Consider the following 24,959-nt stretch of genomic DNA (forward strand, 5'->3'; position numbering starts at 1 on the left):
GATGAAGACGAATTTTTGAAAGCGCTATCTTTTGAAAACGATACATTCGAAAGAGGGGTTAATCCATGAAAAGGTTGTTCACCCGCTCGATGATTACTTTACTTGTCATCGCCACGCTTGCCGGCTGCACAAGCAACAATGGCGGAACGAACGCGTCGAACAAAACGCCCGGAGATACGCCTGCTGCCGAAGAGCCGCAGAAAGAGCCCACGAAGTTCTCGATCGCAATGCGTACACTTAACGTCGCTTATGTCGAGAAAAGCCCGGATATTAACAAGGACAAATATGTGCTTGAACTGGAAAAAATGACGAATACGGATCTAGACATTCGGTTGATCCCCCATAACGAATATCAGGAAAAGATGATTCAGATGTTCGCTACCAACGATATTCCCGACGTCGTGCAGGGCAGCGGGGGCATAAGCGGACCAGAGCTTGCCGGTGCGGTGCAGAACGGCGTGCTGCTGCCGCTCAACGATTTGCTGCAGGAATACGGCCAAGACCTGCTGAAATTCATTCCGAAGGATGCCTGGGACCGGTTGACCGATTCGAAAACCGGCACCATTTACGGTATTCCCGAGGTGCTGTCCAATCCTTCCCGCCGTGCCACCTGGATACGCACCGACCTGCTTGAGAAAGCAGGCAAGCCGGTCCCGAAGACCGTCGAAGAGATGATCGACGTGCTGCGCGCCTTTAAGGAAATAGGCGTCGAGCATCCGTTTGCCGGACGCAAAAATTTCAAATATGCGGACACGATCTTCGGCGCTTACGACGTCTTCGGTTATAACAATCAGTTCAAGCTGTTCCCTGACGGCCAGGTGAAGCCGAGCTTCTTCGACGCCGAAAACATGAAGAAAGCGATCGGACTGTATAAGACGATGCATGACGAGGGCTTGATCAGCCGGGAATTCGCCACGATCGAAAGCACCGATTTCCGCAATATCATTACGAGCGGAAAAGCCGGCATGTGGTCGATGAACGCCAACGAGCTGCCGATCTGGGGCGCGCAGCTGATGAATAACGTGCCGACGGCCAAGGTCGCGCTGATCCCGTCTCCGATCGGACCGGACGGAAGCGGCGGATATGCCCATTACAATCCGGTTACCCGGTCGTTCTTCATCAATGCCAACGCGAAGGATAAAGCGGCCGACATCGTGAAGTTTTTCAATTGGATGGTCAGTGAGCAGGCGGAGCTGTTCTTCAGCTTCGGAATCGAAGGAGAGGATTACAAAGTGGAGAACGGCAGGCCGGTTCTGGAGATTCCGACCGATACCGAGGGAACCGACAAGCTGCGCTACCTCAACTACTGGCTATGGATGGTCCAGGACACGACGTATAACAAACGGGTTTCCTCGCTCTCCGAGACGGGCCTGCAGATGATTGATGCGTTCGACAACATGCTGTCCAAGGAAGGACGGCGCGGCATCGAGTTCGACCCGAGGCTTGACGCGTTGATCAGATATCCGGACTTGAATCCGAAATCCGACGAACTGCCGCCGCTCATTCTTGAGCACGTGCTGCGAATGGTGTATGGCAGAGAACCGGTCGACGATTACGAGAAGGTGCTGGAGGAGTATTTGTCCAAAGGCGGACGGGAAGTAATCGAGGAAGCGACTGCCCGTTTCCAAGCAAAAGAAAACGCTTTCGAATAACTTGCCGCCGGATCGACTACGGATACGTTACTCCCCTCCCTGCGTTTTTTGCCCGGGAAGGGAGCATCCCGGCACTACAGCCTTCTTTGGCCGGCACATCCATGAATCGTTGAGGAGGGATTGTCATGTTCCGCATTCTTGTTGTCGATGACGAGCCGATGATTCGCACAGGTTTGGTCAAGCTGCTGCAAGCGGCGGACGGATCAATCTCCGCAGCCGAGACCGCGGCGAACGGCGAGGAAGCGATGGAGCTCATGCGCCGGTGCCGGCCCGATTTCCTGATCACAGATATTAAGATGCCGCGTATGGACGGATTGGAGCTGTGCCGGCAAGCCAGGGAGTTGTACAAGGATTTGCCGATCGTCGTCATTTCCGGATACGGCGAATTTGAATATGCGCGGCAGTGCATGTCCTGCGGGGTCAAGCAATATCTGCTTAAGCCCGTCACCCGCGACGGGGTGAGAGAAACGGTGAAAAAGCTGATCGCCGAAGCGAACGAGCGGTACCAGCCCGCTTATTTCTCGATCGCGAAGCTGGAGCAGTGGCTGGACCTGCTGGAGCAGGCGGTCTGGCATCTGGAGCAGAAGACGATCGGCGAAACGATAGCGGAAATGGAAAGCTACTGCCGCACGCAGTGCCTGGACGGGGTGCAGACGCGCCAGCTGCTGACGGATGTTTATGCCAATCTGCTCAAGAAGCTGAACAAGCGCGACGTTTATAAAGTCGAAGCTCAGGATCCGCTGCCGCTGGCGGCCGGATTGAAGGAGCAGGCGGAGATCTACGCGTGGTTCGGGCAGTCGCTGCAAGGGCTCGTCAACTGGATCAAAGGCAAGCGCAAAGGCAATCTGAAGGAGCCGATCGAAGAGGCGAAGGATTACATCGAGCGCAATCTGTCCAGAGAGCTGTCGCTTGATGAGGTCGCCGATATGGTCGGACTGAATCCGTCTTATTTCAGCCAGCTGTTCAAGCAGATGACGGACGAGACATTCGTCCATTACCGGATTAAACGGCGGATGGAGAAAGCGAAGAAGCTGCTGGCGGTTCCGCATTATAAAATTACGGATATTTCGTTTGAAGTCGGATACGCCGACCATCCGCATTTTACGAAAACGTTCAAGCGCATGACCGGCTGCACCCCGTCCGAATATCGAGAGAAGCTGGGGATCGATTGATGAAGCGCAGCTTGTCCCGTACGGTTTTCATTTACTTTTTCGTCGTCATTCTGTTCTCGTTGTCCACCGTCGGTTTCTTTTCTTATCTTGAGTCGTCGCGCGCGATCGACGAGCAGGTGGAGAAGTACGTTACACAGGTCATCAACAACGCCTTGCTGCAGACCGACAACCATCTGAAGACATTCGAGCGGCTGTCGAACTCCATATTGTCCCAGCAGATTGTAAAGAGATTTCTTGACATGGATCCGGAAGACAGCTACGAATATTATCGGTTTCAAAACGAAGTGCGCAAGAACGTCTTGCAAAAAATATTTATCACCTATCCGACGCAGATCAATATGATTTATATTTTGGGCTACCACGGACGCTCGATTTTCGACGACAATCAAAATTTTTCGGCCAACACGGTCGATCCGTCCGACCGGCTGCGGGAGTTGATCGAAAAGACGCCGGAGCAGGGCGAAATCGCGATAATGAATACGAGTCTGCTGGAAAAGGACCAAGGCCATGTCATTACGATCGCACGCAAAATTCGCGGTTACAATTCTTACGCGGTGAAAGGCATTCTGGCGATCGAGATCAAGGATCAGCCTCTGACCAGCTTATGGAGCACAGTTGATCTGGGCGAGCAGGGATTTTTCTTCATTCTGAACGACAACGGGAACGTCGTCTACGCACCTGAAACTGACAGGTTGGGGGATGTGCTGCAGACCGATATTTCGCAGCGAGTACAGGAAGGGAACGAACGGTTCATCCGGAACGTCAGGGGCGAGCCGATGATGTTTGTCTCCCGCAAGTCCGGCTACTCCGGGTGGAGTCTCGTCGTATCGCTTCCGGTCAAGGAGCTGCGCGCACCGATTTCCAGCATTCGCTCCACGACGATCGCGGTCGGCATCGTTACGCTGGTAGTCGCGCTGTTTCTGGCGGTCCGTTTCGGACGCTCGATCGTGCGTCCCCTCCGCCATTTAAGGGAGAGCATGAGGGAGACGGAGAAGGGCAATTGGAGCTCGATCAGCGGCGAAGCGAGGGAGGACGAGATCGGCGGCCTTATACACAGCTACAACGTGATGGTGAGCCGCCTGTCCGAGATGATCGAGCGGGTCTATCGCGCGGAGCTGCGCGAGTACAAGACGCAGCTGGAGCTGCAGAACATTCAGCTGGAACGTCAGCGTGCAGAATTTCAAGCGCTCCAATTGCAGATTAACCCGCATTTTCTGTATAACACGCTGGAAACGATAAACTGTTATGCCATCGTGCAGGATTCCGACGACATCTCCGAGATGGTCGCAGCGATGGCGTACATGCTGCGTTACTCGATTCAGACGAACCTGGAGGAAATCACGATCGCCAATGAGCTGAACCATGTCCGAAATTACATGATGATTCTGAAGCACCGGATCGGCAGGGAGTTCGAAATCGACGTGATCGTCCCGCCCAAGCTGCTGCTCGAGAAAACGGTGCGGCTGACACTGCAGCCAATAGTTGAAAATATTTTTCAGCACGCGTTTGCAGATGGCATCGAGCCGCATCATTTCGTCTGCATCGACGCGCGAAAAGAAGACGGTTATTTGCAGATCACTGTCGAGGATAACGGAGTCGGCATTGAAGCGGAAAAGCTGAGGCAGCTGCAGGAGCGGCTGCGCCGCAATCGGCTGGCGGACACTGCTGAGGAGACGGAACCGTACAAGCGAGGCGGGATTGGCCTCATCAATGTTCATCGGAGAATTCAAATGGTTTACGGGGACGAGTTCGGCATTCGAATCGAGAGCACGCGGGATTTCGGCACAAAAATTATGATGACGATGCCGCTATAATTTGGAGAGGAGAAATGAACATGAACATTGATCTGACGGGGAAAATCGCATTGGTAACAGGAGCAAGCGGCGGCATCGGCCGCGCCGCGGCGCTTGCGCTGGCCGCAAACGGCGCCGCGGTGGCGGTCAACTATTTGAACAGCAGGGGAACGGCCAAGCAGGTTGCCGCCGAAATCGCGCAAAACGGCGGCAAGGCGGCGGCGCTGCAGGCGGACGTCACGAAGGTGGAGGAGGCCCAGAGGCTTGTCCGCTCGGCCGAGGAAGAGCTTGGCGGCAGCATCGATATTTTGGTCAACAATGCCGGCCATTTGGTGCAGCGTCTTCCGAATGAGGAGATGACCGAAGAGCTGTACAACAAAGTGATGGACGTAAATATGAAGAGCACGGTGTTCGTCAGCAAGGCGGTCATTCCGGGCATGAAAGCGAAAGGAGCGGGGCAAATCGTCAACCTGACCTCCCTCGCGGCGCATAACGGCGGCGGACCCGGCGCTTCCATCTACGCGGCGAGCAAAGCGGCAATCCTGACGTATACGAAAGGGCTGGCGAAAGAGCTTGCTTCCTGCGGCATTCGTGTGAATGCAGTATCACCGGGCTTCATCGGACAGACGGCGTTCCATTCGACCTTTACGCCGGAGGCGGCGCAGAAGGCGACGATCGCGGGCATCCCGCTCGGCCGCGCCGGCACGCCGGAGGATGTGGCGGGCGTCATCTTGTTCCTCGTTTCCGATCTCAGCGCGTATTTGACGGGCGAGACGATCGAGGTTAACGGAGGCATGTTCATGCGATGAGGACGGACGGGAAGAAATGGCGCAGCGGTTGGTACGTGGAGTCGGTACAGGAGCTGAAGCGGGAGCTGGATCAAGTTATCACGCTTCGGCCGGACATTCCGTCCGAACCTGGCGGTTGGTGGCATCAATACGTCTGTCCGCAGCATCATACGGAGCTGCTGTTCGATCCGCTCGCGCCGGATTGCGGCGAGTACGCGTGTCCTTACGGTTGCCGGTTGACCGGGGAGCCGTACCGCGCAGCCTGGCTCGTCTTCAAGCATCAGGCGATGGCCCGTTATGCGCTTCAGGCAGCTGCTGTCTACGCGGCAACAAGGGAGACGGCTTATGCGGATCTGGGTACGTCGATCATTGTGCGGTATGCCGAGCGGTTCCCGAACTACCCCGTACACCCGGATGCACAGCCATGGATGTTGAAGGGCAGGGCGTTTCACCAGGCGCTGACAGAAGCGATCTGGGCGTCAACGCTGCTGCGGGCGCACCTGCTGCTCGCGGACGAAGGGAATAAGCTTCAGAAAGGGCAGGCCCAATCGTTCGACCGTTTTCTGTTCATGCTGGAGAGCAGCATGAAGGAATATCACCGGATATTGACATTCGAGCGCGGCAATCCCGAGAACAATTACACGGCCTGGCTGAACGCTGCGCTCTGCTGCATCTATGCGGTTCGTGGACAGAAGGAAGAGCTGCAGGCCCATATCGAGCGTGTAGGCGGCTTTCGTCATCATCTGTCGATCGCCGTCAGGCCGGACAACTTCGAATTCGAGGGCAGCACGTATTATCATCTGTTCGTGCTGCGGGCGTATTTCATCGCGGCGGAGATGGCGCAGCGGTTCGGCATCGATCTCTATTCGGCGGCCGGCGACCGGGGGCAGACGCTGCAGGGCATGCTGGATGCGCTGCTGCCGCTTGCGGACCGCAGCGGTTATTTGGCCGCACTGCACGACGGCCCGTATGCAAGGGAGCCGTTCGCCAGGGAGATTGCGGAAATTGCGGAGATCGGTCTGGCGAAATATGGAAGAACCGACTATGTGCCGCTGCTTGCGCAGGCGTACCGTCAGCTGTACGGCTCGCCGCGGCGCTTCGGCCTGGAAGCGGTCGTATTCGGGTCCGGGGAATGGGACCTGTCCCGGCCGAACGATGGCAGCGGCAGCTTGCTGCTGGAGGACAGCGGCTTCGCGGTGCTGAGGCAGACGGCGAACGGGCTGAGCTGCATCGTCGATTTCGGGCCGCACGGCGGCTCGCACGGCCATTACGACAAGCTGAATCTGATTGTCAACGGTCCCCGTTCACCACTTGCGCCCGACCGTGGCACGGTGCCGTACGGCTCGCCGCTGAAGAAGATGTGGTATCCGGCAACGGCATGCCATAATACGGTAACCGTCGGCGGCAGGTCGCAGCGTGAGGCCGAAGGCCGCTGCCTTCGTTTCGAAGCGACGGAGATGCACGCCTACGGCTGGTTCAGCTCGGAGCAGGCCTATAAAGGCTGCAAGCTGGATCGTCATTTGTTCGCAGCCGGCGAGTTCGTGCTGGACTGGTTTACGGTCGAGCTTGACGCTGCGGAGCCAAGGGCGGTGCAGTGGTGGTTCCACTCGCTTGGCGAGCTGCTGCCTGGCAGCGGAAAGGGCAGCAATGGCGTCAGTGACGGAAACAGTGGAACTTCTGGAAATAACGCTTACAGCAGCAACGATGGCAATGGGGGATGGGCGGCATGCGCGAACCCGCCTGCAGGCGGCGACGGTTATTCCTATATTGAATGGCTTGGGCAATGGGAGAGGCAGCGGGCCGGCGAGGCGGTGCAGCTGAAGTTCCGCCAAGCGGCCGGAGATTGCCTGTCTGTTTCGCTGCTGACGGCGGAAGGCTCTGCTCTCTACCATGTGGCGTCACCGGGTACGGCGGACGATCCGACGCGGCCGATGCATGGCATCATGCACGAACAAAGCGGAACAATGCTGCATTTCGTTGCCGCCTATCGCTGCAGCGATGAGCCTTTCTCATTATCATGGGCCGGTAGCAATAGCGATGATGCCGGGACTAATAAATCGCTGGAAGTAAGCCGCAAGGACGGTAAGCTTGTCTGCCGCTTTGCTTTAACCGATTCCGGTTTGAAGGAGAGGTAGCCATCTTGAAGAAGCTTTTTGAACCGATAAGCGGTCTGCTGTCCGTGCCTTATGAACCGAACGAGCAGACGGTAATACTGGAAAATCCGCCGCGCTTTACATGGATGCCAGCGCAGCTGGGTGACGACCGTTATGTGCTGCAAATTTCCGATTCGGCCGATTTCGCTTCCGGCCGGACCGAAACGATAAGCCCGATCCCGCACAACCTGTACACGCCGGATCACCCCCTGGCGCCAGGCCGTTATTATTGGCGGTATGCGTTGCTGGAGGAAGCGGGCGAAGCGGCGCAAACCGAATGGAGCCGGGTACGCAGCTTCAACGTACCGGAAGGCTTGCCCGAGACGCCGCTGCCAGCGCGTGAGACCAGATTTGCGGACGCGAAGGCCGGCCATCCCCGCTTATGGCTGTCGCCGGAGGGCGTCGCCGCCTTTCGTGAGCGGCTCAAGGCCGATCCTGCCTTTTGCGGCTGGGATGTCTTTTGCGAGCAATCGGTGCGTCCATGGATCGAAAGGACGCCAACCGCTGAACCCGCCCGTTATCCCGGCAATAAACGGGTTGCCAAGCTGTGGCGCCAGATGTATATCGATTGCCAGGAGACACTTTACGCCATCCGTCATTTAAGCGTGGCGGGCATTATTCTGGAGGACAAAACGCTGATCGATCGCGCCAAGACGTGGCTGCTTCATGTTATCTCCTGGGATACGGAGGGCACGACCTCGCGCGACTATAACGATGAAGCTGCCTTCCGGATAGCGGGAGCGATAGCCTGGGGCTATGACTGGCTGTACGAACATCTGTCAAGACAGGAGCGGGCCGACGTGCGCGCCAATCTGCTGCGGAGGACCGAGCAGGTGGCGTTCCATGTCATTGAGCGATCCAAAATTCATCAGGTGCCGTACGACAGCCATGCCGTCCGCTCGCTCTCTTCGGTGCTCGTGCCGGCTTCGATCGCGCTGTTGCACGATGAGCCGAAAGCAAAGGAATGGCTCGACTATACAGTGGAATATTACGCATGTCTTTATTCGCCTTGGGGCGGCGAGGACGGCGGTTGGGCGGAAGGTCCGCTCTATTGGACGAGCGGCATGGCTTACGTGATCGACGCGCTCAATCTGCTGCGCAATTATACGTCGCTTGATTATTTCAAACGGCCGTTCTTCGCGAAGGCCGGCGACTTTCCGCTCTACTGCTGCAGTCCGGACACGATCCGCGCGAGCTTCGGCGACCAGTCGTTCCTCGGCGAGCCGGCCAGTCTCAAAACCGGCTTCAATATCCGCCAGTTTGCCGGCTTGACGGGCAACGGGCTCTATCAATGGTACTACGAGCGGGTGAAGATGTCGGACACGGACGCCGATGAGAAATTTTACAATTATGGCTGGTGGGATTTCCGGTTCGACGATATGCTCTACAAACATGATTATCCCGAAATCCAGGCGGTCGAACCTGTCGATAACGCGATCCAGCCGGTCAAATGGTTCCGCGACATCGGATGGGTCGCGATGCATCACCGAATGGATGACCCGGGGGAGCATATTATGGTGCTGGCCAAGAGCAGCAAATACGGCTCGATCAGCCACAGCCACGGCGACCAGAACGGCTTTCTGCTGCACGCTTACGGCGAGCCGCTGGCGATCGAGAGCGGGTATTACGTTGCCTTCGGCAGCACGATGCATATGAACTGGCGGCGGCAGACGCGTTCGACCAATACGATCCTCGTCGATGGTCAAGGCCAATATGCGGGCAAGGATAAAGTGCTCTGCAAGGAAGCTTGCGGCGTCGTGGAGGAGGCCTATTACCGACCTGGTTTCGGCTACGCACGATTGAACGCCAAAGCGGCTTACAAGAAAAACGTCCCTTACCTGAGCCGCTATATACGGGAGATTTATTTTTTCAATCGGACTTATGCGGTTATCGTTGATTACGTGGATCTTGCGCAGCCGGGCACGGTCGAATGGCTGTTCCACACGCTGTATCAGATGACACTGAAGGGACAATCGTTCCGCGTGAACGGCGTGAAGGCCGAGCTGGAAGGACGGTTTGTCTACAACTCCTCCGGCGATTTGGCCTTGTCGCAGCATGACCGGTTCACGGATGTCGATCCGGCCGAGACCGAAGGATTGGCCAGCCAGTGGCACCTGCACGCGGCGACGAAGCCGGCGGCGAGCCATCGCCTGGTCAGTCTGCTTGTGCCGATGAAGAAGGGCGAGCGCAAATACGTCTCTTACTTCTTGGATGACCAGGACCACGGCGTGCACATTTATTTCACCAACGAGCAGGGAATTACACAGAAGGTGGAAGTGCAGAAGGCGTATTGAGGAGAGGGCAGAAGAGTCCGAGTTGTCAGTTTTAGAGTTCGAACGGACCCGGGAGGCTCAATTTACGGTTACAGTCCGCATGTTGGCTTTCAGCTTGCCTACAAGGGCATAGGGGTCCGTTAGAATTATCATCGAGGCTATTTGACTGAAACGATCCGGCTGTTACGTACGTGAAAAAAATCACATTCGCCCCTTGCAGTGTCGGATCGAATGTTGTATGCTAATTACAGAAAGATAATGTGAATTAAATCACAAACATTTTCTTTCGGATCTGTTAGTTCAAGTCATTAAAATACAGATGCTGTATACAGACGAGGCGGATAAGCAAATATTCGCATTCGATTCTTCAGCTTCATTTGTGAATTTTTTCACGATATTAATTTGAGGAGGAATTTTCAATGAAAATCGCAGTCATCGGTTGTACCCATGCAGGTACCGCAGCCGTAACGAACATGGCCCGCTTGTATCCCGAAGCCGACATTACCGTGTATGAAAAGAACGACAACATTTCGTTTCTGTCGTGCGGCATTGCGCTTCACGTCGGCGGCGTCGTCGAGCATGCGGAGCAGCTGTTCTACAGCAACCCCGATCAGCTCGCGCAGCTTGGCATTCAAACGCACATGCGGCATGAAGTGCTCGCGGTTGATACAGCGGCCAAAACGATGGAGATCCGCAACTTGGCTACAGGCGAACGGTTTCGCGACGCATACGACAAGCTCGTGATCACGACGGGATCGTGGCCGATCATTCCGCAAATGGAAGGCATCGGTCTGGAAAATATTCAGCTTTGCAAAAACTATAACCACGCCCAGGCGATCATCGAAAAAGCAAAGCATGCCGAAACGGTTACCGTGGTCGGAGCCGGATATATCGGCATCGAGCTGGCGGAAGCGTTCCAAATGCTCGGCAAAAAGGTCATACTGATCGATAACACGGATCGGATCTTGTTTAAATATTTGGACCGGGCCTTCACCGATCCGATCGAGAAACTGCTCGCGGACAAAGAAATCCGTCTCGCGCTCGGTCAAAGCGTGCAAGCATTCAAAGGCGAAGGCGGGAAAGTGCAGTGCGTCGTGACGACGGCCGGCGAGTATGAGACCGATATGGTCGTCCTTTGCATCGGATTCCGTCCGAATACGGAGCTGCTCAAGGGACAGATCGACATGCTGCCAAACGGTGCGATCCTCGTTGACGAGTATATGAGAACGAGCAACCCGGATGTGCTTGCGGCAGGCGACAGCTGTGCGATCCGGTACAACCCGACGGAGCAGCCGCTTTATATCCCACTCGCGACGAACGCCGTGCGCATGGGCACGCTTGCCGCTCATAACCTTGTGCAGCCGGCTATACCGTACCGAGGGACTCAAGGCACGTCGGGCATCAAAATCTACGATCTTAACATTGCATCGACGGGACTTACGGAACAAGGCGCTCTTGCTGCGGGAATGAATGTGAAAACAATCACAATCATTGATCATGATAAGCCCGAATTTATGCCCCATTACGAAAACGTCATGCTGAAGCTTGTCTATGAGGAAGAAGGCGGTCGGATCGTAGGAGCGCAGGTGCTTTCGAGAGCGGATATGACGCAGTCGATCAACACCCTCTCGGTTTGCATTCAGAACCGGATGACGACCCGGCAGCTGGCATTCGTGGACTTTTTCTTCCAGCCGCATTACAACAAGCCCTGGAACCTGCTGAATCAGGCCGGCTTGCAGGCGATGGAACAGGAGCGGAAGGAGCGGGACGGCAAAGTATTGGCGCAGTAACATGACGCAAAACGGACGGCCTTGGATTTCCAAAGCCGTCCGTCATGTTAGCCATTATTCGAAATCAAATTGTGCGTATAGTTTCCAAGAATTGTCGGCCATTTTTTTCATCATATAGATACCATCCGATTTTACGGTTTCCTCGTGCTTTTCCGAGCCTTTCGTCACCGTAATTTTCATTTCTCCGCCGGTTGACTCCAGCGTGGCGAAGCGCTGCGACTTTTGAACCACTTTATAGCTCGGTTCCTGAACCGACTCGAATTGAATCGCGGCTCCGCTTTGTACCATATCGGTCAGCGATTGAAGCGCACTGTGGCTGTAAGCCAAATAGTATCCGGTGAAAAACTTGCGGAAGCTGGCGGAAAGCTCGTCAAATTTGTTTTCCTGCATGAGCTTGAGCTGTTCCGAATCGGCGCTTACCGCAATTGCGATCAAATCGTTGTCATTTGCAAGATCTTTTTGCTGCAGATCCAGTGCCCGCTGGAGCATGACAACCGATTGGGCGCGTGTTGCCTTATTGAACGGTTTAAACATCGTTTCCGTTACGCCGCCAACGATTCCGGCCTGACTCGCTTTATCGATTGCCGCTTTTCCGTAGTAATCCGGAACGTCTGAAAATGTTTTGGCCGTACCTTTGAAATCGACTGTCGCCGAAAAAGCTTTCACGACCATCACCGCGATATCGCCGCGCGTAATGGGACGGTCGGGTCCGAATTCCGTGCTGCTGATTCCGCCGACGATGCCAAGAGAGCTCGCGATCCGGATCGGCTCGTAATACCATTTTCCTTTTTTGACATCCGTGTACGATTTGGCAGGCTTGTCGCTCGTTAGTCCCGCGGCGTTTACAAGAATCGCCACAAACTCGGCACGGCTGATCGAATTGTTCGGCTTGATGGTCACATTTCGTTCACTGTCAACATAGCCGCTTACCAAGTCGGCATTGATGAAGTTGTCGAGTGCATCGTAAGCCCAATGATCATCAATGTCGACAGGATAATATTTATCCAGTGGAGCGATTGAAGCGGTCTCGGCAGAAGCTGTGCCAAGAGGTTGAACGAGAAAAATCGATAAAACAATGAATAGCGTAATCCGAAGTGCCTTTTGCATGACCAAGATCTGCCTCCTATGCTGAATTTCACAGAATTCAGCATAGCAGAACATTTCCAATGGTACTAGCAGCATTATTTGTGCGATTTGGAAATATTTATTATATCTTCCTTTCCCTCACTCCTTCTCAAAGAAAGCTGTCGCGCACGGCAGCTTTCTTTGATCTTGTTAAGCAACCGCGCGCCGGATCGGGGAAGAGGGGGGATCCACCATCGCCCCGCCCACAGACGCGCACCACGCCGTTGCAAAATAAAAGAAAGCTGCCGCACGGCAGCTTTCTTCCTTCTTACATCCAATGTTCGCCCCAGTCTTGAATGGACTCGATAACCGGCTGGAGATGCCGCCCCTTGTCCGTCAGTTCATATTCGATACGAACCGGCATTTCGGGATAAACGGTCCGTTTTACAATTTCGCTGATTTCCAGTTCCTTCATCCGGTCGGTCAGCATTTTATCGCTCATTTCCGGAATTTGTTCTTTAATCTCTTTGAAACGTTTCGGTCCGCCAAGCAATACCCGGATAATCAAGCCCGTCCACTTCTTGCCAAGCAGTTCAATGGCAGCTTCATATTTTGGGCACATTTTGGAGTAATCCATCACAGTCACCCCGCTTTTATTAACTCTATTTTAACATACGTACTGAAAAAATGTAAGTGATAACGAAATGTCGCCGAAATCGCAACTTTCAGCGGCACTCACTCGTCTCAGGGTGAGACTGGCTTTCGGTTGCAAGCAAAAAACGATCTGACTTCTCAAAAAAACACTTCCGTGTCTTGAAAAAGGTTGGATATAATGGAACAATGAAAGAACAGCCGATTTGAATGGTTGTGCAGACAAGGCCAATTTTTCTCACGGAAGATAGTGAGGTGCAACATGACTGACGATTGGGGTTTTTTTGAGCGCCGTACCGATACCGAGCATATGCGGATTCTCGTGAACAGTGCCTGGAAACAAGAAGGAGCGCCCAAGTTCGGCGATTTGCTGTCGGTGACGATTAACTTGTACCCCATCAAGGATTATAAATCGTCCAAACAAACGGTCATCCGTCAACTGGAACAGATCGAGAACGAGCTGGAGCAGATCATTACCGCAGGTGCGAAAGCGGTTTATGTAGGACGGATCAATACGCCGAGACGTCTTGAATATTATTACTATATTTCATCCGATCATACATTGGAAGGGCTGGACGCGCTGCTTAATAAGCACCGCCTGTACCGTATGCAGCAATACCGAAAGGAAGATTCCGATTGGAGCTTTTACCGGTATTTGCTGCCGAGTGCGCTGGAGGAGCTTTTTATTCATAATGCGCAGATGGTTTACGCTCTGCTTCACCGGGGGGACGATATTAAGCAGCCGCGCAATGTATATCATTGGCTGCTCTTTAAAGGCTCGGAAGAGCGCAAACGGATGCGCGGCCGGTTGGAAGGAATGGGCTACCGGATCGAAGACGGCAAGAGCGGCGAACCGGAGCCCGGTTTTCCCTATCCGCTCGTTATAAGCCGTTTTGAAGATGTGAGGCTTGAAACCGTCAACGGAAGGGTGGACGAACTGTACCAGCTGCTGAATGGAAACGGCGGCAAATACGACGGCTGGGGTTCGGTGATGAAAATGAAGTTCCAGTACCGCTTCAAAAGCAGCTTGAAACGATGGTTCGATACAATAGCAGCTACTTTCAAAACGAAAGATTCATGCTAGCAGCATGGTGAATAACGCGCTACAGCTTAATGACGACAATGCCGGCAAGCAGGCAAAAAAAGGCGGCCCACTGCAGCCTCGTCAGGCGCTCCCGGTAGACGATGATGGAACCGGCTGCGACGACGAGGCTGTTTGTCGCGAAGATAGGGGCCGTCAGATTGGCTTTTCCCATCTCCAAGGCGACAGAATAAATCTGCAGACCGCCGTAGGAAAACAGCCCCACGAGCAGCCCCAGTAACAGCCCGGTACGGAACCGGTCCGCTGGCGCATCCAGAGTGAGCCGGGTAGCAGGTACTGCTTGCGCGTCCCGAGTGAAGCGGGCAGCCGGTACAGCTTGTTCGTCCCGAGTGAAGCGGGTTTCCGATACCGCTTGCGCGTCCCCAACTGGCCGGAGCTCTGATTCCGATCGGGCTGCTGCGGTTTGTGCCGCAGCTTCCTCCTGAGCCGCCGCGCCTAATACCGGATTGGCCGCAGCTCCTGACGTGCGTTCCGCCGCTTCAGGCCGTGCCGATTGAGCCGGCTTGTCCTGCGGCCAAAGCTTGTTTCCGTTTTCCCGCCAAACGGCAACCGCAAACCAGAAGAAGGAGAGGACGTAGCCGATCATCAGCACCGGAGCCCCGGGCATATCGAGCTCCTGGGTGACTTTGAGGCCGCCGTTGCGGAATGTGAACAGAATCACAGCCGCGCCCGCGTATAAAAACCACTTTTTCTCCTTAATGGTCAGCTTCTCTTTGCGCCGGACCGAAATCAGTACGACTGCCGCCAGCAGCAGCAATATTCCCGTCCCTTCGGCCGGGCTGATCGTCTCGCCGTAAAATACGGTGGAAACCGCGATAATAAGCACGATGTTCAAGTTTGTTACCGGGGAAGTGAGACTGGCGGGGCCATAGCGAAGCGCCTGCATAAAGGCGGCGTTGCCCCACAACGATCCGGCTCCGATAATAAGTCCGGCGACCCAGTAACGCCAATCGGCCGCCAGAGGCAGCGATCCGTCCGCAACGGTTTGAATGACGAAGCCGAGCGAGCCGCTGCAATAAAGTCCCAGCAGCATGGCGTCCACGGAACTGCCGCGCATTTGGGACACTTTCATGAACCAGCCCCCAAAGCCGAAGATGAGGGCGCTGGCCGCGGTGATGAACAGCCACATCCGGAGCAGCTCCTTCCCTTATTCATCATTCTGCTCCGTTAAATATTCATGAAGCTTTAGCCTGAATCATCTGTCATTTGTTACACAACGGTAATAATCCTGTGATGCTCCCTTTACATTCAGGGGTTAAGATATAGCCAAGACCCCCTTTTAATATATCCCTTGGGACCTCCTTTTTGCGGGAGGTCCACTTTTTTTATCCCGCATCGTGCGCTACAGCGGCACGACGACAGGCTCCTTGCGGCGGTAAAAGACCCAGTCTTTGAAGCCGATTTCCTTCAGTCTGGCGCGGACTTCCTCCCAGTCGTCACCTACGCGGTGCGGCACATGCGAATCCGATCCGAACGACACTTTGACGCCGTAGAATAGGGCGCGTTCGAGAATGGCGTCGGATGGGTACCAGCCGCCGACCGTTTTCGTTTTGCCCGATGTATTGATTTCAATCGCAACGTTGCTTTCCGCAATAATTTTCAGCGTGCCGTCGATTTGCTCCGCGGCGGGGATGTCCGAGAATTCGGGAAAATAACCCTTCATCGCATCGATGTGTCCCAGCACTTGGAACATGCCGCTTTCCGCCGACTGGCGGATGAGATCGTAGTAGATCGTTTTTTGCTCAACCTTCTCCGTATCGGAGAGCCCCTTCCAGCGGTTCCGGTTAAAGATGCTTTTTCCGCCCGAAAGATGAACCGATCCGATAATATAGTCGAACGGAACGTTCTCATAGGCTTGACGATAAGCGTCGATGTGCTCGGGGAAAAAATCCGACTCCATGCCGAGCAAAACCTCGATCTTGCCCGCATATTTTTGTTTCAGCCGCAGCACTTCCTCCACATAGCCGGCAAAAGCGCTGCGCGCCATCGCGATGCCGGGTTGGGGGTGATCCTCCGGGCTGCCGAAATAAGGGGAATGGTCGGCAATGCCGATGACCTGCAGGCCCGCTTTAATCGCTGCCTGAATATAATCTTCAATGGTTCCATCGGCATGGCCGCAGCGAAAATGGTGGGTATGTAAATCGAATTTCATGTTTTTGTACCTCCGAGGTTGAAAGAATTTGGTGATAGGGGTCGCTGCGCGGCTGACTTGATCTCCCGATCGCTGTTGTCCCCGGAATTTTATTAACGCTATATAAGTTGAGTTAAACTTTTGCACTTGAGCAGTTCGCTTCAATAGCAGATCATTCTTCCGATCGCTGTTGCAGCCAAATTCTTTGATTTTCTCAATCCCAATGGGGTAAGAATTCGGCTGCAAAGGCGACCACTCCGTTTCTCCAGAACGATTCTGCTCTTTCCGCTATCCCTGTCCGTTTCTTTGATTTAACTTCTATAAGCGATAAAAATCCGGTGACAAAGCGTATGCTTAGTCACAAGTCAGCCGCTCCGCTCGCTATCACCACTTTGTCGGCCGTAAGACGGCAACTTTTCATTCGCTTTACTTGTGAAAAGAAGGAAGGGGAGCGGAGCTCGTCTTGCTTGCAGCTGACTCGCCCGCTCGATTACCTTCCGCTTGTGTGACTTCGCTTACGTGCCGCCCCTTACTCGCTGCCGATAAACTGAGTCTCGGGCATCCCTTTGAGATCGCTCAAGAACTGCTGCATGGCCGAGTTGAGGTAGCGGCCGGATTTGTAGACGATGCCGACCGGATGGCTCGTTTCCAGCTCTGTAATTTTGATCATATGCAGCGTGCCGAGCCTTAGTTCATTAAAAATGGATAGCTTGGACACGACCGCCGCGCCGAGATTGAGCTCGACCATCCGCTTCACCTCTTCGCTGCTGGACAGCTCCATGACGATATTGGGCTCGATGCCGTTGCTGCGGCATACGCTTTCCAGAAACCGCCTGCCGAGCGTATCCGGTGACAGCATAATTAGGGGCAAATCCCTTAGCAGCTCAACCGTCGGGCGCTCATGGCCGATAAGCGGGTGTCCCGGAGGGACGACGAGCTCAAAGGTGTCGTAGTAGAGCACCGAAGATTCCAAATTCGGATTGCGTTCCGACAAATACGTAATGCCCAGATCGACGGTACCGTTTTCCACGCTTGTCATCACGAGGGATGAGGGCATGGAATGAATCGTCGTTTTGATCAGCGGGAACTGATTCTGAAAGTAGGACAGCACCCGCGGTAAAATCTGTATCGCGATGGAACTTGTCGTTCCCAATATAATATGCCCTTGAGGGATCTCGTTCAAGTCGGAAAGCTTTTGTTTTAATTCTTCCACGATGCCGAGAATGCGTTCCGCATGCTCCAGGAACACTTGCCCTCGGTCCGTCAGCGTAACGGGCTGGTTGCGGTCGACAAGAACCGTTTTGAATTCATCTTCAAGGCTCTTGATCTGTGCCGAGACGGCAGGCTGGGTCAAATTTAGCAGCTCGCCCGCTTTGCGGAAGCTCATCGTTTTGGAGATCGTCTGAAGCGTTTCAAGCTGGCTGATATTCATGGAACCCCTCCTTCGTTGATAGAAGAAATTTATCAACCGTATAAATGAGTATAAAGAAAAACAACCTTCCGGTAAAGCGAACGCATTAACAAATTCTTGAAAAGGATTGAGCGACCGCGCGTCGAAAAAGTTGAAATAAAAGCCGTCATTTAAAGAAGCGGGCTATCGGCAAATGATTCGCTTCGCTCTGAATAACGGCGGCGAGTTAAGGGGGGCGTTGACTACTGGATGCAAAAGGGATTCGCGGCTGGGTCATGTACGACTTTGCAAATTCGGCTTTTGCCACGACGATGATGGCGGCCGTCATGCCGATCTATTATAAAACGGTGGCGGGCAGCGGGCTTGCGGGAAACACGGCCGAAAACTATTGGGGGTTCACGCAGAGCATCGCAATGCTGCTGGTGGCGGTTATGTCGCCGCTGGCGGGAGCGATTGCCGACGCTTCCGGATCCAAGCTGAAATTTTTAGGTTTTTTCACCGTTCTTGGCGCTGCGGCCAGCGCGCTGATGGCGCTTGTCGGCAATGGCGATTGGCTGCTTGCCTCCGTCTTGGTCGTGCTCGGGACAATCGGGTTTACGACGGGCGGAACGTTCTACGACGCGCTGCTTGCCGACGGCGTACCGGAGGAGAGACGTCATCTCGTCAGCGCTCAAGGCTATGCGATGGGATACATCGGAGGCGGCCTGCTGCTTGCAATTAACATCGCGATGATTGAAGGATGGTCCTTTCTCGGTTTTCAGGACAAAACGTCCGCCACGCAGGCGGCATTCGTGACGGTTGGAGTTTGGTGGCTCCTGTTTTCGCTGCCGATTTTGCGGTGGGTGAAGGAGCAGCCGGTGCCGCATGTTAGCCGCACTCGGACCGTCGCCGTTCGCGAAGGTTTGGCCAGGCTTGTGCGGACCGTTCGCAGTTTGAAGGCTTATCCGGAACTGCTGAAGTATATGGCCGCATTCTGGTTTTTTAACGACGGAATCAGCACCGTCATCGTGATGGCGACGATATACGGCAGCGGCATCGGAATCGGTCAGACGGACCTCATATTGGCGCTGCTGATTACGCAGTTTATCGGGTTCCCGAGCACGCTGCTATTCGGCCGGCTCGCGGTGCGCTTCGGGGCGCGCAGAATGCTGCAGTTTTCCTTGACGCTGTATGTCATCATCGTCATACTGGGCTTCCTGATGACAACGGCGCTTCACTTTTATGCGCTTGCGTTTCTCGTTGGATTGGTGCAGGGTGGAAGCCAGGCGGTGGCGCGCTCGCTGTACGCCGGTCTTCTGCCGCCTGCCCGTACGGCGGAGTTCTTCGGATTTCTCGCGTTGTCGAGCAAGTTTTCTTCCATACTCGGGCCGCTCGTCTTCTCGGTCGTAGGGACGATTACCGGTTCCAGCCGCTGGTCGATCCTGTCATTGATCGCTTTCTTCGTGATCGGCATCATTATTCTGGCTACGGTCGATTTCGCCAAGGGAAGCCGCGAAGCTGCCGGAACAACCTCATAGCATTCGACAGCGCCGGCGGGACGTTTACCCCTTCCGGCGCTTCGATTTGTTTCGTTACCCCCGCCGGAAAATCTCCGGCCCGTTCATGGCGGACAGCTTGCCGCAATTAAATGTTGCGCTCGGGCAAAAAACATGCGTATAATCTAAAATATAAACAAGGGGCAAAATAATTAATAAAACTCAATTTTTTTGTCCTGGACAAAACATTCGGCGGAAGGAAGGATCGAGGGATGCGTAAAAAGTCCGGAATTCGAAATTTGTTGACCCGTTTGCCGATTGCTGCGGCATTATTGCTGCTCGCCGCAGCGGTCAGCGCCTGCGGAAGCAATACGGCCGGTGAGGGCGGCGCCGCAAACGGAGCGAAAGTAAGCGCAGTAGCAACAACCGGAATGATTGCCGATATTGTGCGTGAAGTCGGCGGCGAATACGTGGAGACGGTCGGAATTATGAAAGCGGGGGTCGATCCCCACTTGTACAAAGCGTCCGAAGGCGATATCGGCAAGCTGGACCGGGCGGACATTATTTTTTATAACGGTTTGCACCTGGAAGGGAAAATGCAGGAGATATTGGAGAAGATGGCCCGGGATAAACCGACGGTGGCCGTTTCCCGGGATATTAAGGAAAATGAACTGCGCGCAGGCGATCCTGCGGCCGGCACGCAGCACGATCCCCACATCTGGTTTAACGTGAAGCATTGGATGTCGGCGACGGAGGTGGTGGCAGGCGAACTGTCGAAGCTCGACCCGGAACATGCCGAGGCTTACAATGCGAATGCCGATGCCTATTTACAGCAGCTTCGGGAGCTGGACGATTATGTGCGGAAGACGATCGCTTCGATCCCCGAATCGCAGCGGGTGCTCGTTACGGCTCATGACGCTTTCGGTTACTTCGGCGATGCCTACGGAATTAAAGTGATGGGGCTTCAAGGGATCAGCACCGCTTCGGAGGCGGGTTCCAAAGATGTGACCGAGCTGCGCGACTACCTTGTCGCAAACAAAATTAAAGCGGTATTTATCGAATCCAGCGTGCCGCGCAAGGCGATCGATGCCGTCATTGAGGGCGCGCGGGAGATGGGGCATGAAATTGTAATCGGCGGTCAGCTGTATTCGGATGCGATGGGCGAGGAAGGAACCGAGGAAGGAACTTATATCGGGATGGTCCGATATAATGTCGATACGATTGCGGGTGCATTAAAATAAACGAGGAGGGAAAAAAATGAGCTTTTCACCGCTTGTTGTTCGGGATTTGTCAGCCGCCTATCAGAAGAAGCCGGTGCTGCGCCACGTTTCGTTCGAGGCGCCGGAAGGAAAGCTGATCGGCATCGTCGGACCGAACGGGGCCGGGAAGTCGACGCTGATTAAGGCGTCGCTCGGACTCATTCCACGGCTGACGGGCGAGGTGCTCGTTTACGGCAAGCCGTATAAAGAGCAGCTGCACCGGGTCGGTTATGTCCCGCAGCGCGAATCGGTCGACTGGGATTTTCCGACGAACGCGATTGATGTTGTGACGATGGGAATGTACGGCCGGCTTGGATGGTTCAAGCGTCCGGGCGCGCAGGAGAAGCGGACGGCGATGGAATGTCTGGATAAGGTCGGGATGGCGGACTACGCCGGCCGCCAGATCAGCCAGCTGTCGGGAGGCCAGCAGCAGCGCGTTTTTCTTGCCAGGGCGCTCGCCCAGAACGCGGAGCTCTATTTCATGGATGAGCCGTTCGTCGGCGTCGACGCCGCGACCGAAAAAGCGATTATTACGCTGCTTACCGACTTGAAGAAGCAAGGGAAAACGGTGCTCGTCGTCCATCACGATTTGTCCACCGTAACCGAGTATTTCGACTGGGTTATGCTGCTCAATGTTGAGCTGACGGCTTTCGGTCCGACCGAAGACGTATTTACGAAATCCAACCTGCTGCGCACGTACGGCGGCCGACTGGCCTTATTGGAACGAGAAGAACAGTTCCCGCTCATTTACGGTGAGGGGTGAGCAAAGCGATGACGGATTTCTTTCGTATTTTTACAGATCCGAACGTGCAGTGGATTTTGCTTGGATGCATGCTGCTTGGGCTAAGCAGCGGGGTGATCGGCAGCTTTGCGTATTTGCGGAAGCAGTCGCTGATGGGCGATGCGCTTGCCCATGCCGCGCTGCCGGGCGTCTGTCTCGCCTTTCTGATCACCGGCTCGAAATCGATCGCAGCGTTTATGATCGGAGCCGCCGTCGCCGGCGTTCTCGCCACCGTATCGATCGGGGTGATGACCCGGTATTCACGGATTAAGCAGGATTCGGCGATTGCGGCGGTCCTGTCCGTCTTTTTCGGATTCGGCATTATGCTGCTCACGGAAATCCAGCACAGCGGGGCGGGCAATCAAAGCGGTCTTGATAAATTCCTGTTCGGTCAGGCGGCCGCTATGGTCCTGTCCGACGTCTACGCCATGATCGTCATTTCAGTCGTGCTGATCGGAATGTGCACGCTGTTTTTCAAAGAATTCAAGCTGCTCAGCTTCGACCCCGGATTTGCGCGCGGTCTCGGTCTTCCGGTTAAATGGCTGGACCAGCTGATGATGCTGCTTATCGTAGCCGCCGTAGTGGTCGGCATTCAGGCCGTAGGCGTCGTGCTGATGGCGGCGCTGCTCATTACGCCCGCCGTCACCGCCCGCTATTGGACGGAAAAGCTTGGCGTCATGGTTGTCTTGTCGGGCGTCTTCGGCGCGGTTTCCGGGTTTCTCGGCACCGTGCTCAGCGCTCTGGGCGCCAATCTGCCGACCGGACCGTTAACCGTACTTTGCGCCACCGTTCTGTTCGGCGTCAGCGTGCTTGCCGCTCCCCGCAGGGGAATCGTTCCGAAGCTGCTCATTCGCGCTTCCGCCAGAAGAAGGCTGCTGGACGGGAAGCGAATGCGGGAAGGGAAGGAGAGGGCGATATGAACACCTTTTACATTATTTTAACGGGAATGCTCGTCGCGGGAGCGTGCAGTATGATCGGCTGCTTCCTGGTGCTGCGCAAAATGGCCATGATCGGGGACGCGATCAGCCATGCGGTGCTTCCCGGTATTGTTATCGCCTTCCTGGCAAGCGGATCGAGGGATTCGATCGTCATGATGCTCGGAGCGTCCGTACTCGGTCTGCTGACCGTCTTTCTGATTCAGCTGTTCAAACAGTCCGGCGTTCAAACGGAAGCGTCCATCGGCGTCGTATTTACCGCATTGTTCGCGGTCGGCATTTTGCTGATCAGTATGTACGCCTCCAATATCGATTTGGATCTCGACTGCGTCCTCTACGGGGAAATCGCGTATGTGCCTTGGAACACGGTTACGATTGCGGGCTTCGATATCGGTCCGAAAGCGTTATGGCTGGTCGGTTCGATGTTTGTCATCAATCTGATTACGATCGGAATGCTGTTCAAGCAATTCAAAATTTGTTCGTTTGATCCCGCGCTTGCCGCCGCGGTCGGCATTCCGGTCGCCTTCTTTCATTACTTGCTGATGAGCCTCGTCTCGCTGACGACCGTTGCCTCGTTCGAGAGCGTCGGCGCCATTCTCGTCGTCGGCATGCTTGTCGTTCCACCCCTTACCGCTTACCTGTTGACCGAAAGGCTGTCGGCCATGATTGCGATCAGCGTCATTGCCGGCATGCTGAGCGCGGTCAGCGGCTACTATATTGCGAAGCTGCTTGACGCCTCCATCGCGGCGAGCATGATTACGGCAGCGGGGGGACTGCTGCTGCTGGCGTTTCTGTTCTCGCCGCGGCACGGTGTGATCGGGAAGAAGCTGAGGCAAAAAAGAGCGCTGACGCATACGGCGGCGGAGCATGGATAATGTTCGTTGAAAAAGAGCAATAGCGGCGGATTAGGACTCGAAAATAAAGTCTTAATCCGCCGCTTTTGCGGCTGTTTTGGATAATCTAAAACAAAAACTGAATCAAAAACATATAGACAAGAGTTCCGCTTGCAATTGACAAAAACATATTTCGCTTCCACATATGGAGCAAAGCAACTAGAACAATAGAAATCAGTTCGGGTACTCCATGGTTACCGGATAAAAATCTGACATCTTTGATACTATAAACAACAAGTAACCCTAGTGCCGCGGAGGGCAATACTTTGCCGAGATACCGCACATAAGCTGGTGTGGGTCGGCCTGACGGAAAAACAATAAATGGAATAAATCTTTGAAAGAAAATCTAAGTTGACAATGCCGAAGTTTAAACAGGACCGAACAACCCGATATCAAATTCAAAGCCTGCATCCGCAAAGGACGCAGGCTTTTGTTTTTGTTCACAGCCAGTCTTTTTTCTTAAACAGGTACAACATCCCGGAGCCGAGCAGCAGCATGAACGCGTTCAAGATATAAAAGCCTTGAGCGCTGTGCAGGCCGGGAATGATATCGAAGTTCATCCCGTAAATGCCGGTGATAAGCGTCAGCGGCATGAAGATCGTTGTCAGCGCGGTGAAGATGCGCATGATTTCGTTCGCGCGGTTGGAAAGGCTCGACTGGTACGCCTCGCGCAAGTTCGCCATCAGATCGCGGTACGTGTCGAACGTCTCGGTAATTTTCACGGCGTTTTCATAGATGTCGCTGAAATATTTTTGCAATTGGTCGTCGATGAGCGGCAGAGTCTTCTTGTTGAGCGTGGCGATGACGTCGCGCTGCGGGCCGAGCACTTTTTTCAGCCACAAAATTTCGCTTCGCAGACCGATAATTTCGTTCAGATGCGATTTTTTCGTATGCATCAAAATGTCTTCTTCCAGCCGCTCAATCCTCACTTCGATCCGGTCGCCGACCAGAAAGTAATTGTCCACGACAAGGTCGACCAGGTGGTACAGAAACCGGTCCGGCCGGTTCACTTCCTGCTCCCAGAGGACGGGCTTCAAGCTGCGCAACTCGTTTATTTTCTGCTTGGTCACTGTAATAATAAAGTGGCGTCCGAGAAAGATGTTCAGCGCACGCAGAAAAATTTCCTCGTCGTCGAAGCGGATGCTGTTAATAACGATAAAATAATGGCCTTCATAAACTTCGATCTTCGGACGCTGCTCCTCCTCGCTCAGGCAGTCCTCCACAGCCAGGTCGTGCATGTGAAAGAGCGGCTGCAGCAGCGCAAGATCGTCGATGTCGGCGTCGATCCAGTAGAAGCCGTTAAGCGGCGGGACAAGCGTTTCATTAATATCCTCGACAGGCGTAAAGACGCCGTTCTTTACCATGCGAATTTTCATATACTCTCTCCTCCCTTTCTTGCCGTCATGATGCCTTTAAGACAGCATGATGAACACGCCGGAGCCGCTGCCGGTTCCGGATAGAGGAAGAGTCTCCCGTGAAACTTACAGGAGTCAACGTCCGCGGAAGGCAGTCTCCGACTTATTGTCTGTTGATTGAGCGCATTGCATTCGATCGTTGCCATCGGGCTTCGGTAAGTCGCCTTCCATGAGCGTTAACACTCCCTTATCGTCAAATGTCGGAATAATCCTCGTCTAG

At 54.4% G+C, this 24,959-nt stretch carries 20 protein-coding genes; 13 read left to right on the forward strand and 7 right to left on the reverse strand.

The window, feature by feature from the left end:
* Window positions 1-65: 65 nt before the first annotated feature.
* The 7 genes from VN24_RS16125 (at window position 66) to VN24_RS16155 (ending at window position 11,621) form a co-directional block, all read left to right on the forward strand.
* Entirely contained in the window at window positions 66-1,652 is a 1,587-nt protein-coding gene (locus VN24_RS16125) for an extracellular solute-binding protein (RefSeq protein WP_045671225.1), read from the forward strand.
* Window positions 1,653-1,777: 125 nt separating this feature from the next.
* The gene (locus VN24_RS16130; protein WP_045671226.1) at window positions 1,778-2,824 is read left to right on the forward strand and encodes a response regulator transcription factor; all 1,047 of its coding nucleotides are present in this window, start codon (window positions 1,778-1,780) and stop codon (window positions 2,822-2,824) included.
* Window positions 2,824-4,638 carry a cache domain-containing sensor histidine kinase gene (locus tag VN24_RS16135; protein WP_420798576.1) on the forward strand — a complete coding sequence of 605 codons (1,815 nt, stop codon included), beginning with the start codon at window positions 2,824-2,826 and terminating at the stop codon, window positions 4,636-4,638. The genes VN24_RS16130 and VN24_RS16135 overlap by 1 nt, the downstream gene beginning before the upstream one ends.
* A 20-nt stretch (window positions 4,639-4,658) precedes the next feature.
* The gene (locus VN24_RS16140) at window positions 4,659-5,426 is read left to right on the forward strand and encodes an SDR family NAD(P)-dependent oxidoreductase (RefSeq protein WP_045671228.1); all 768 of its coding nucleotides are present in this window, start codon (window positions 4,659-4,661) and stop codon (window positions 5,424-5,426) included.
* Window positions 5,423-7,540, forward strand: coding sequence for a heparinase II/III domain-containing protein (locus VN24_RS16145; protein WP_045671229.1), 2,118 nt, complete (start codon window positions 5,423-5,425; stop codon window positions 7,538-7,540). Before VN24_RS16140 ends, VN24_RS16145 begins: the two co-directional genes overlap by 4 nt.
* 5 nt (window positions 7,541-7,545) lie before the next feature.
* Window positions 7,546-9,852 carry a DUF4962 domain-containing protein gene (locus VN24_RS16150; RefSeq protein WP_045671230.1) on the forward strand — a complete coding sequence of 769 codons (2,307 nt, stop codon included), beginning with the start codon at window positions 7,546-7,548 and terminating at the stop codon, window positions 9,850-9,852.
* A gap of 398 nt (window positions 9,853-10,250) precedes the next feature.
* Window positions 10,251-11,621: an FAD-dependent oxidoreductase gene (locus VN24_RS16155; protein WP_045671231.1), complete on the forward strand. Its 1,371-nt coding sequence runs from the start codon at window positions 10,251-10,253 to the stop codon at window positions 11,619-11,621.
* A 54-nt stretch (window positions 11,622-11,675) separates the two neighbouring features.
* Here VN24_RS16155 and VN24_RS16160 read toward each other — a convergent pair whose 3' ends face one another.
* Window positions 11,676-12,728 carry an S-layer homology domain-containing protein gene (locus VN24_RS16160; RefSeq protein ID WP_045671232.1) on the reverse strand — a complete coding sequence of 351 codons (1,053 nt, stop codon included), beginning with the start codon at window positions 12,726-12,728 and terminating at the stop codon, window positions 11,676-11,678.
* 286 nt (window positions 12,729-13,014) lie between these two features.
* A complete protein-coding gene (locus VN24_RS16165; protein WP_045671233.1) occupies window positions 13,015-13,323 on the reverse strand; it encodes a winged helix-turn-helix transcriptional regulator in 309 nt (102 codons plus the stop codon).
* 276 nt (window positions 13,324-13,599) lie between these two features.
* On the opposite strand from VN24_RS16165, the gene VN24_RS16170 reads away from it, so the two are divergent.
* Window positions 13,600-14,421, forward strand: coding sequence for a DUF695 domain-containing protein (locus VN24_RS16170; protein ID WP_045671234.1), 822 nt, complete (start codon window positions 13,600-13,602; stop codon window positions 14,419-14,421).
* Window positions 14,422-14,440: 19 nt separating this feature from the next.
* Here VN24_RS16170 and VN24_RS26415 read toward each other — a convergent pair whose 3' ends face one another.
* The 3 genes from VN24_RS26415 to VN24_RS16185 form a co-directional block, all read right to left on the reverse strand.
* Complete coding sequence (locus tag VN24_RS26415; protein ID WP_052702996.1) at window positions 14,441-15,568, reverse strand: EamA family transporter; 1,128 nt, start codon at window positions 15,566-15,568, stop codon at window positions 14,441-14,443.
* 213 nt (window positions 15,569-15,781) lie between these two features.
* Complete coding sequence (locus VN24_RS16180) at window positions 15,782-16,591, reverse strand: histidinol-phosphatase (protein ID WP_045671235.1); 810 nt, start codon at window positions 16,589-16,591, stop codon at window positions 15,782-15,784.
* A gap of 508 nt (window positions 16,592-17,099) precedes the next feature.
* Window positions 17,100-18,002, reverse strand: a complete 903-nt coding sequence (locus VN24_RS16185; RefSeq protein ID WP_045671236.1) for a LysR family transcriptional regulator — start codon at window positions 18,000-18,002, stop codon at window positions 17,100-17,102.
* Between the two features lie 254 nt (window positions 18,003-18,256).
* On the opposite strand from VN24_RS16185, the gene VN24_RS16190 reads away from it, so the two are divergent.
* From VN24_RS16190 to VN24_RS16210, 5 genes are all read left to right on the forward strand, one after another.
* Window positions 18,257-19,498: an MFS transporter gene (locus VN24_RS16190; RefSeq protein WP_082083798.1), complete on the forward strand. Its 1,242-nt coding sequence runs from the start codon at window positions 18,257-18,259 to the stop codon at window positions 19,496-19,498.
* Between the two features lie 230 nt (window positions 19,499-19,728).
* Window positions 19,729-20,697 (forward strand): metal ABC transporter solute-binding protein, Zn/Mn family, encoded by a 969-nt coding sequence (locus VN24_RS16195; RefSeq protein WP_045671238.1) that lies wholly within the window; start codon window positions 19,729-19,731, stop codon window positions 20,695-20,697.
* A gap of 16 nt (window positions 20,698-20,713) precedes the next feature.
* Window positions 20,714-21,478 carry a metal ABC transporter ATP-binding protein gene (locus VN24_RS16200; RefSeq protein WP_045671239.1) on the forward strand — a complete coding sequence of 255 codons (765 nt, stop codon included), beginning with the start codon at window positions 20,714-20,716 and terminating at the stop codon, window positions 21,476-21,478.
* An 8-nt stretch (window positions 21,479-21,486) separates the two neighbouring features.
* The gene (locus VN24_RS16205; RefSeq protein WP_045671240.1) at window positions 21,487-22,416 is read left to right on the forward strand and encodes a metal ABC transporter permease; all 930 of its coding nucleotides are present in this window, start codon (window positions 21,487-21,489) and stop codon (window positions 22,414-22,416) included.
* Window positions 22,413-23,306, forward strand: a complete 894-nt coding sequence (locus tag VN24_RS16210; RefSeq protein ID WP_045671241.1) for a metal ABC transporter permease — start codon at window positions 22,413-22,415, stop codon at window positions 23,304-23,306. Before VN24_RS16205 ends, VN24_RS16210 begins: the two co-directional genes overlap by 4 nt.
* Window positions 23,307-23,391: 85 nt before the next feature.
* Here the strand turns inward: VN24_RS16210 and VN24_RS26970 are convergent, their stop codons facing one another.
* Both VN24_RS26970 and corA read right to left on the reverse strand, forming a co-directional pair.
* A complete protein-coding gene (locus VN24_RS26970; RefSeq protein ID WP_082083799.1) occupies window positions 23,392-23,670 on the reverse strand; it encodes a branched-chain amino acid transporter permease in 279 nt (92 codons plus the stop codon).
* Between the two features lie 94 nt (window positions 23,671-23,764).
* Window positions 23,765-24,700: a magnesium/cobalt transporter CorA gene (gene corA, locus VN24_RS16215; protein WP_045671242.1), complete on the reverse strand. Its 936-nt coding sequence runs from the start codon at window positions 24,698-24,700 to the stop codon at window positions 23,765-23,767.
* Window positions 24,701-24,959 lie beyond the last annotated feature (259 nt).

Origin of the sequence: Paenibacillus beijingensis (assembly GCF_000961095.1) — a bacterium.
Taxonomy (GTDB): domain Bacteria; phylum Bacillota; class Bacilli; order Paenibacillales; family Paenibacillaceae; genus Paenibacillus_O; species Paenibacillus_O beijingensis.

What these genes read in the sequence shown, in the direction of transcription:
- VN24_RS16130 (WP_045671226.1), top strand. Translation starts at nt 1,778, where the DNA reads ATGTTCCGCATTCTTGTTGTCGATGACGAGCCGATGATTCGCACAGGT.
- VN24_RS16160 (WP_045671232.1), bottom strand. Translation starts at nt 12,728, where the DNA reads ATGCAAAAGGCACTTCGGATTACGCTATTCATTGTTTTATCGATTTTT.
- VN24_RS16185 (WP_045671236.1), bottom strand. Translation starts at nt 18,002, where the DNA reads ATGAATATCAGCCAGCTTGAAACGCTTCAGACGATCTCCAAAACGATG.
- VN24_RS16190 (WP_082083798.1), top strand. Translation starts at nt 18,257, where the DNA reads ATGTACGACTTTGCAAATTCGGCTTTTGCCACGACGATGATGGCGGCC.
- VN24_RS16170 (WP_045671234.1), top strand. Translation starts at nt 13,600, where the DNA reads ATGACTGACGATTGGGGTTTTTTTGAGCGCCGTACCGATACCGAGCAT.
- VN24_RS16125 (WP_045671225.1), top strand. Translation starts at nt 66, where the DNA reads ATGAAAAGGTTGTTCACCCGCTCGATGATTACTTTACTTGTCATCGCC.
- VN24_RS16140 (WP_045671228.1), top strand. Translation starts at nt 4,659, where the DNA reads ATGAACATTGATCTGACGGGGAAAATCGCATTGGTAACAGGAGCAAGC.
- VN24_RS16155 (WP_045671231.1), top strand. Translation starts at nt 10,251, where the DNA reads ATGAAAATCGCAGTCATCGGTTGTACCCATGCAGGTACCGCAGCCGTA.
- VN24_RS16205 (WP_045671240.1), top strand. Translation starts at nt 21,487, where the DNA reads ATGACGGATTTCTTTCGTATTTTTACAGATCCGAACGTGCAGTGGATT.
- VN24_RS16210 (WP_045671241.1), top strand. Translation starts at nt 22,413, where the DNA reads ATGAACACCTTTTACATTATTTTAACGGGAATGCTCGTCGCGGGAGCG.
- VN24_RS16145 (WP_045671229.1), top strand. Translation starts at nt 5,423, where the DNA reads ATGAGGACGGACGGGAAGAAATGGCGCAGCGGTTGGTACGTGGAGTCG.
- VN24_RS16165 (WP_045671233.1), bottom strand. Translation starts at nt 13,323, where the DNA reads ATGGATTACTCCAAAATGTGCCCAAAATATGAAGCTGCCATTGAACTG.
- VN24_RS16195 (WP_045671238.1), top strand. Translation starts at nt 19,729, where the DNA reads ATGCGTAAAAAGTCCGGAATTCGAAATTTGTTGACCCGTTTGCCGATT.
- VN24_RS16200 (WP_045671239.1), top strand. Translation starts at nt 20,714, where the DNA reads ATGAGCTTTTCACCGCTTGTTGTTCGGGATTTGTCAGCCGCCTATCAG.
- corA (WP_045671242.1), bottom strand. Translation starts at nt 24,700, where the DNA reads ATGAAAATTCGCATGGTAAAGAACGGCGTCTTTACGCCTGTCGAGGAT.
- VN24_RS16135 (WP_420798576.1), top strand. Translation starts at nt 2,824, where the DNA reads ATGAAGCGCAGCTTGTCCCGTACGGTTTTCATTTACTTTTTCGTCGTC.
- VN24_RS26415 (WP_052702996.1), bottom strand. Translation starts at nt 15,568, where the DNA reads ATGTGGCTGTTCATCACCGCGGCCAGCGCCCTCATCTTCGGCTTTGGG.
- VN24_RS16180 (WP_045671235.1), bottom strand. Translation starts at nt 16,591, where the DNA reads ATGAAATTCGATTTACATACCCACCATTTTCGCTGCGGCCATGCCGAT.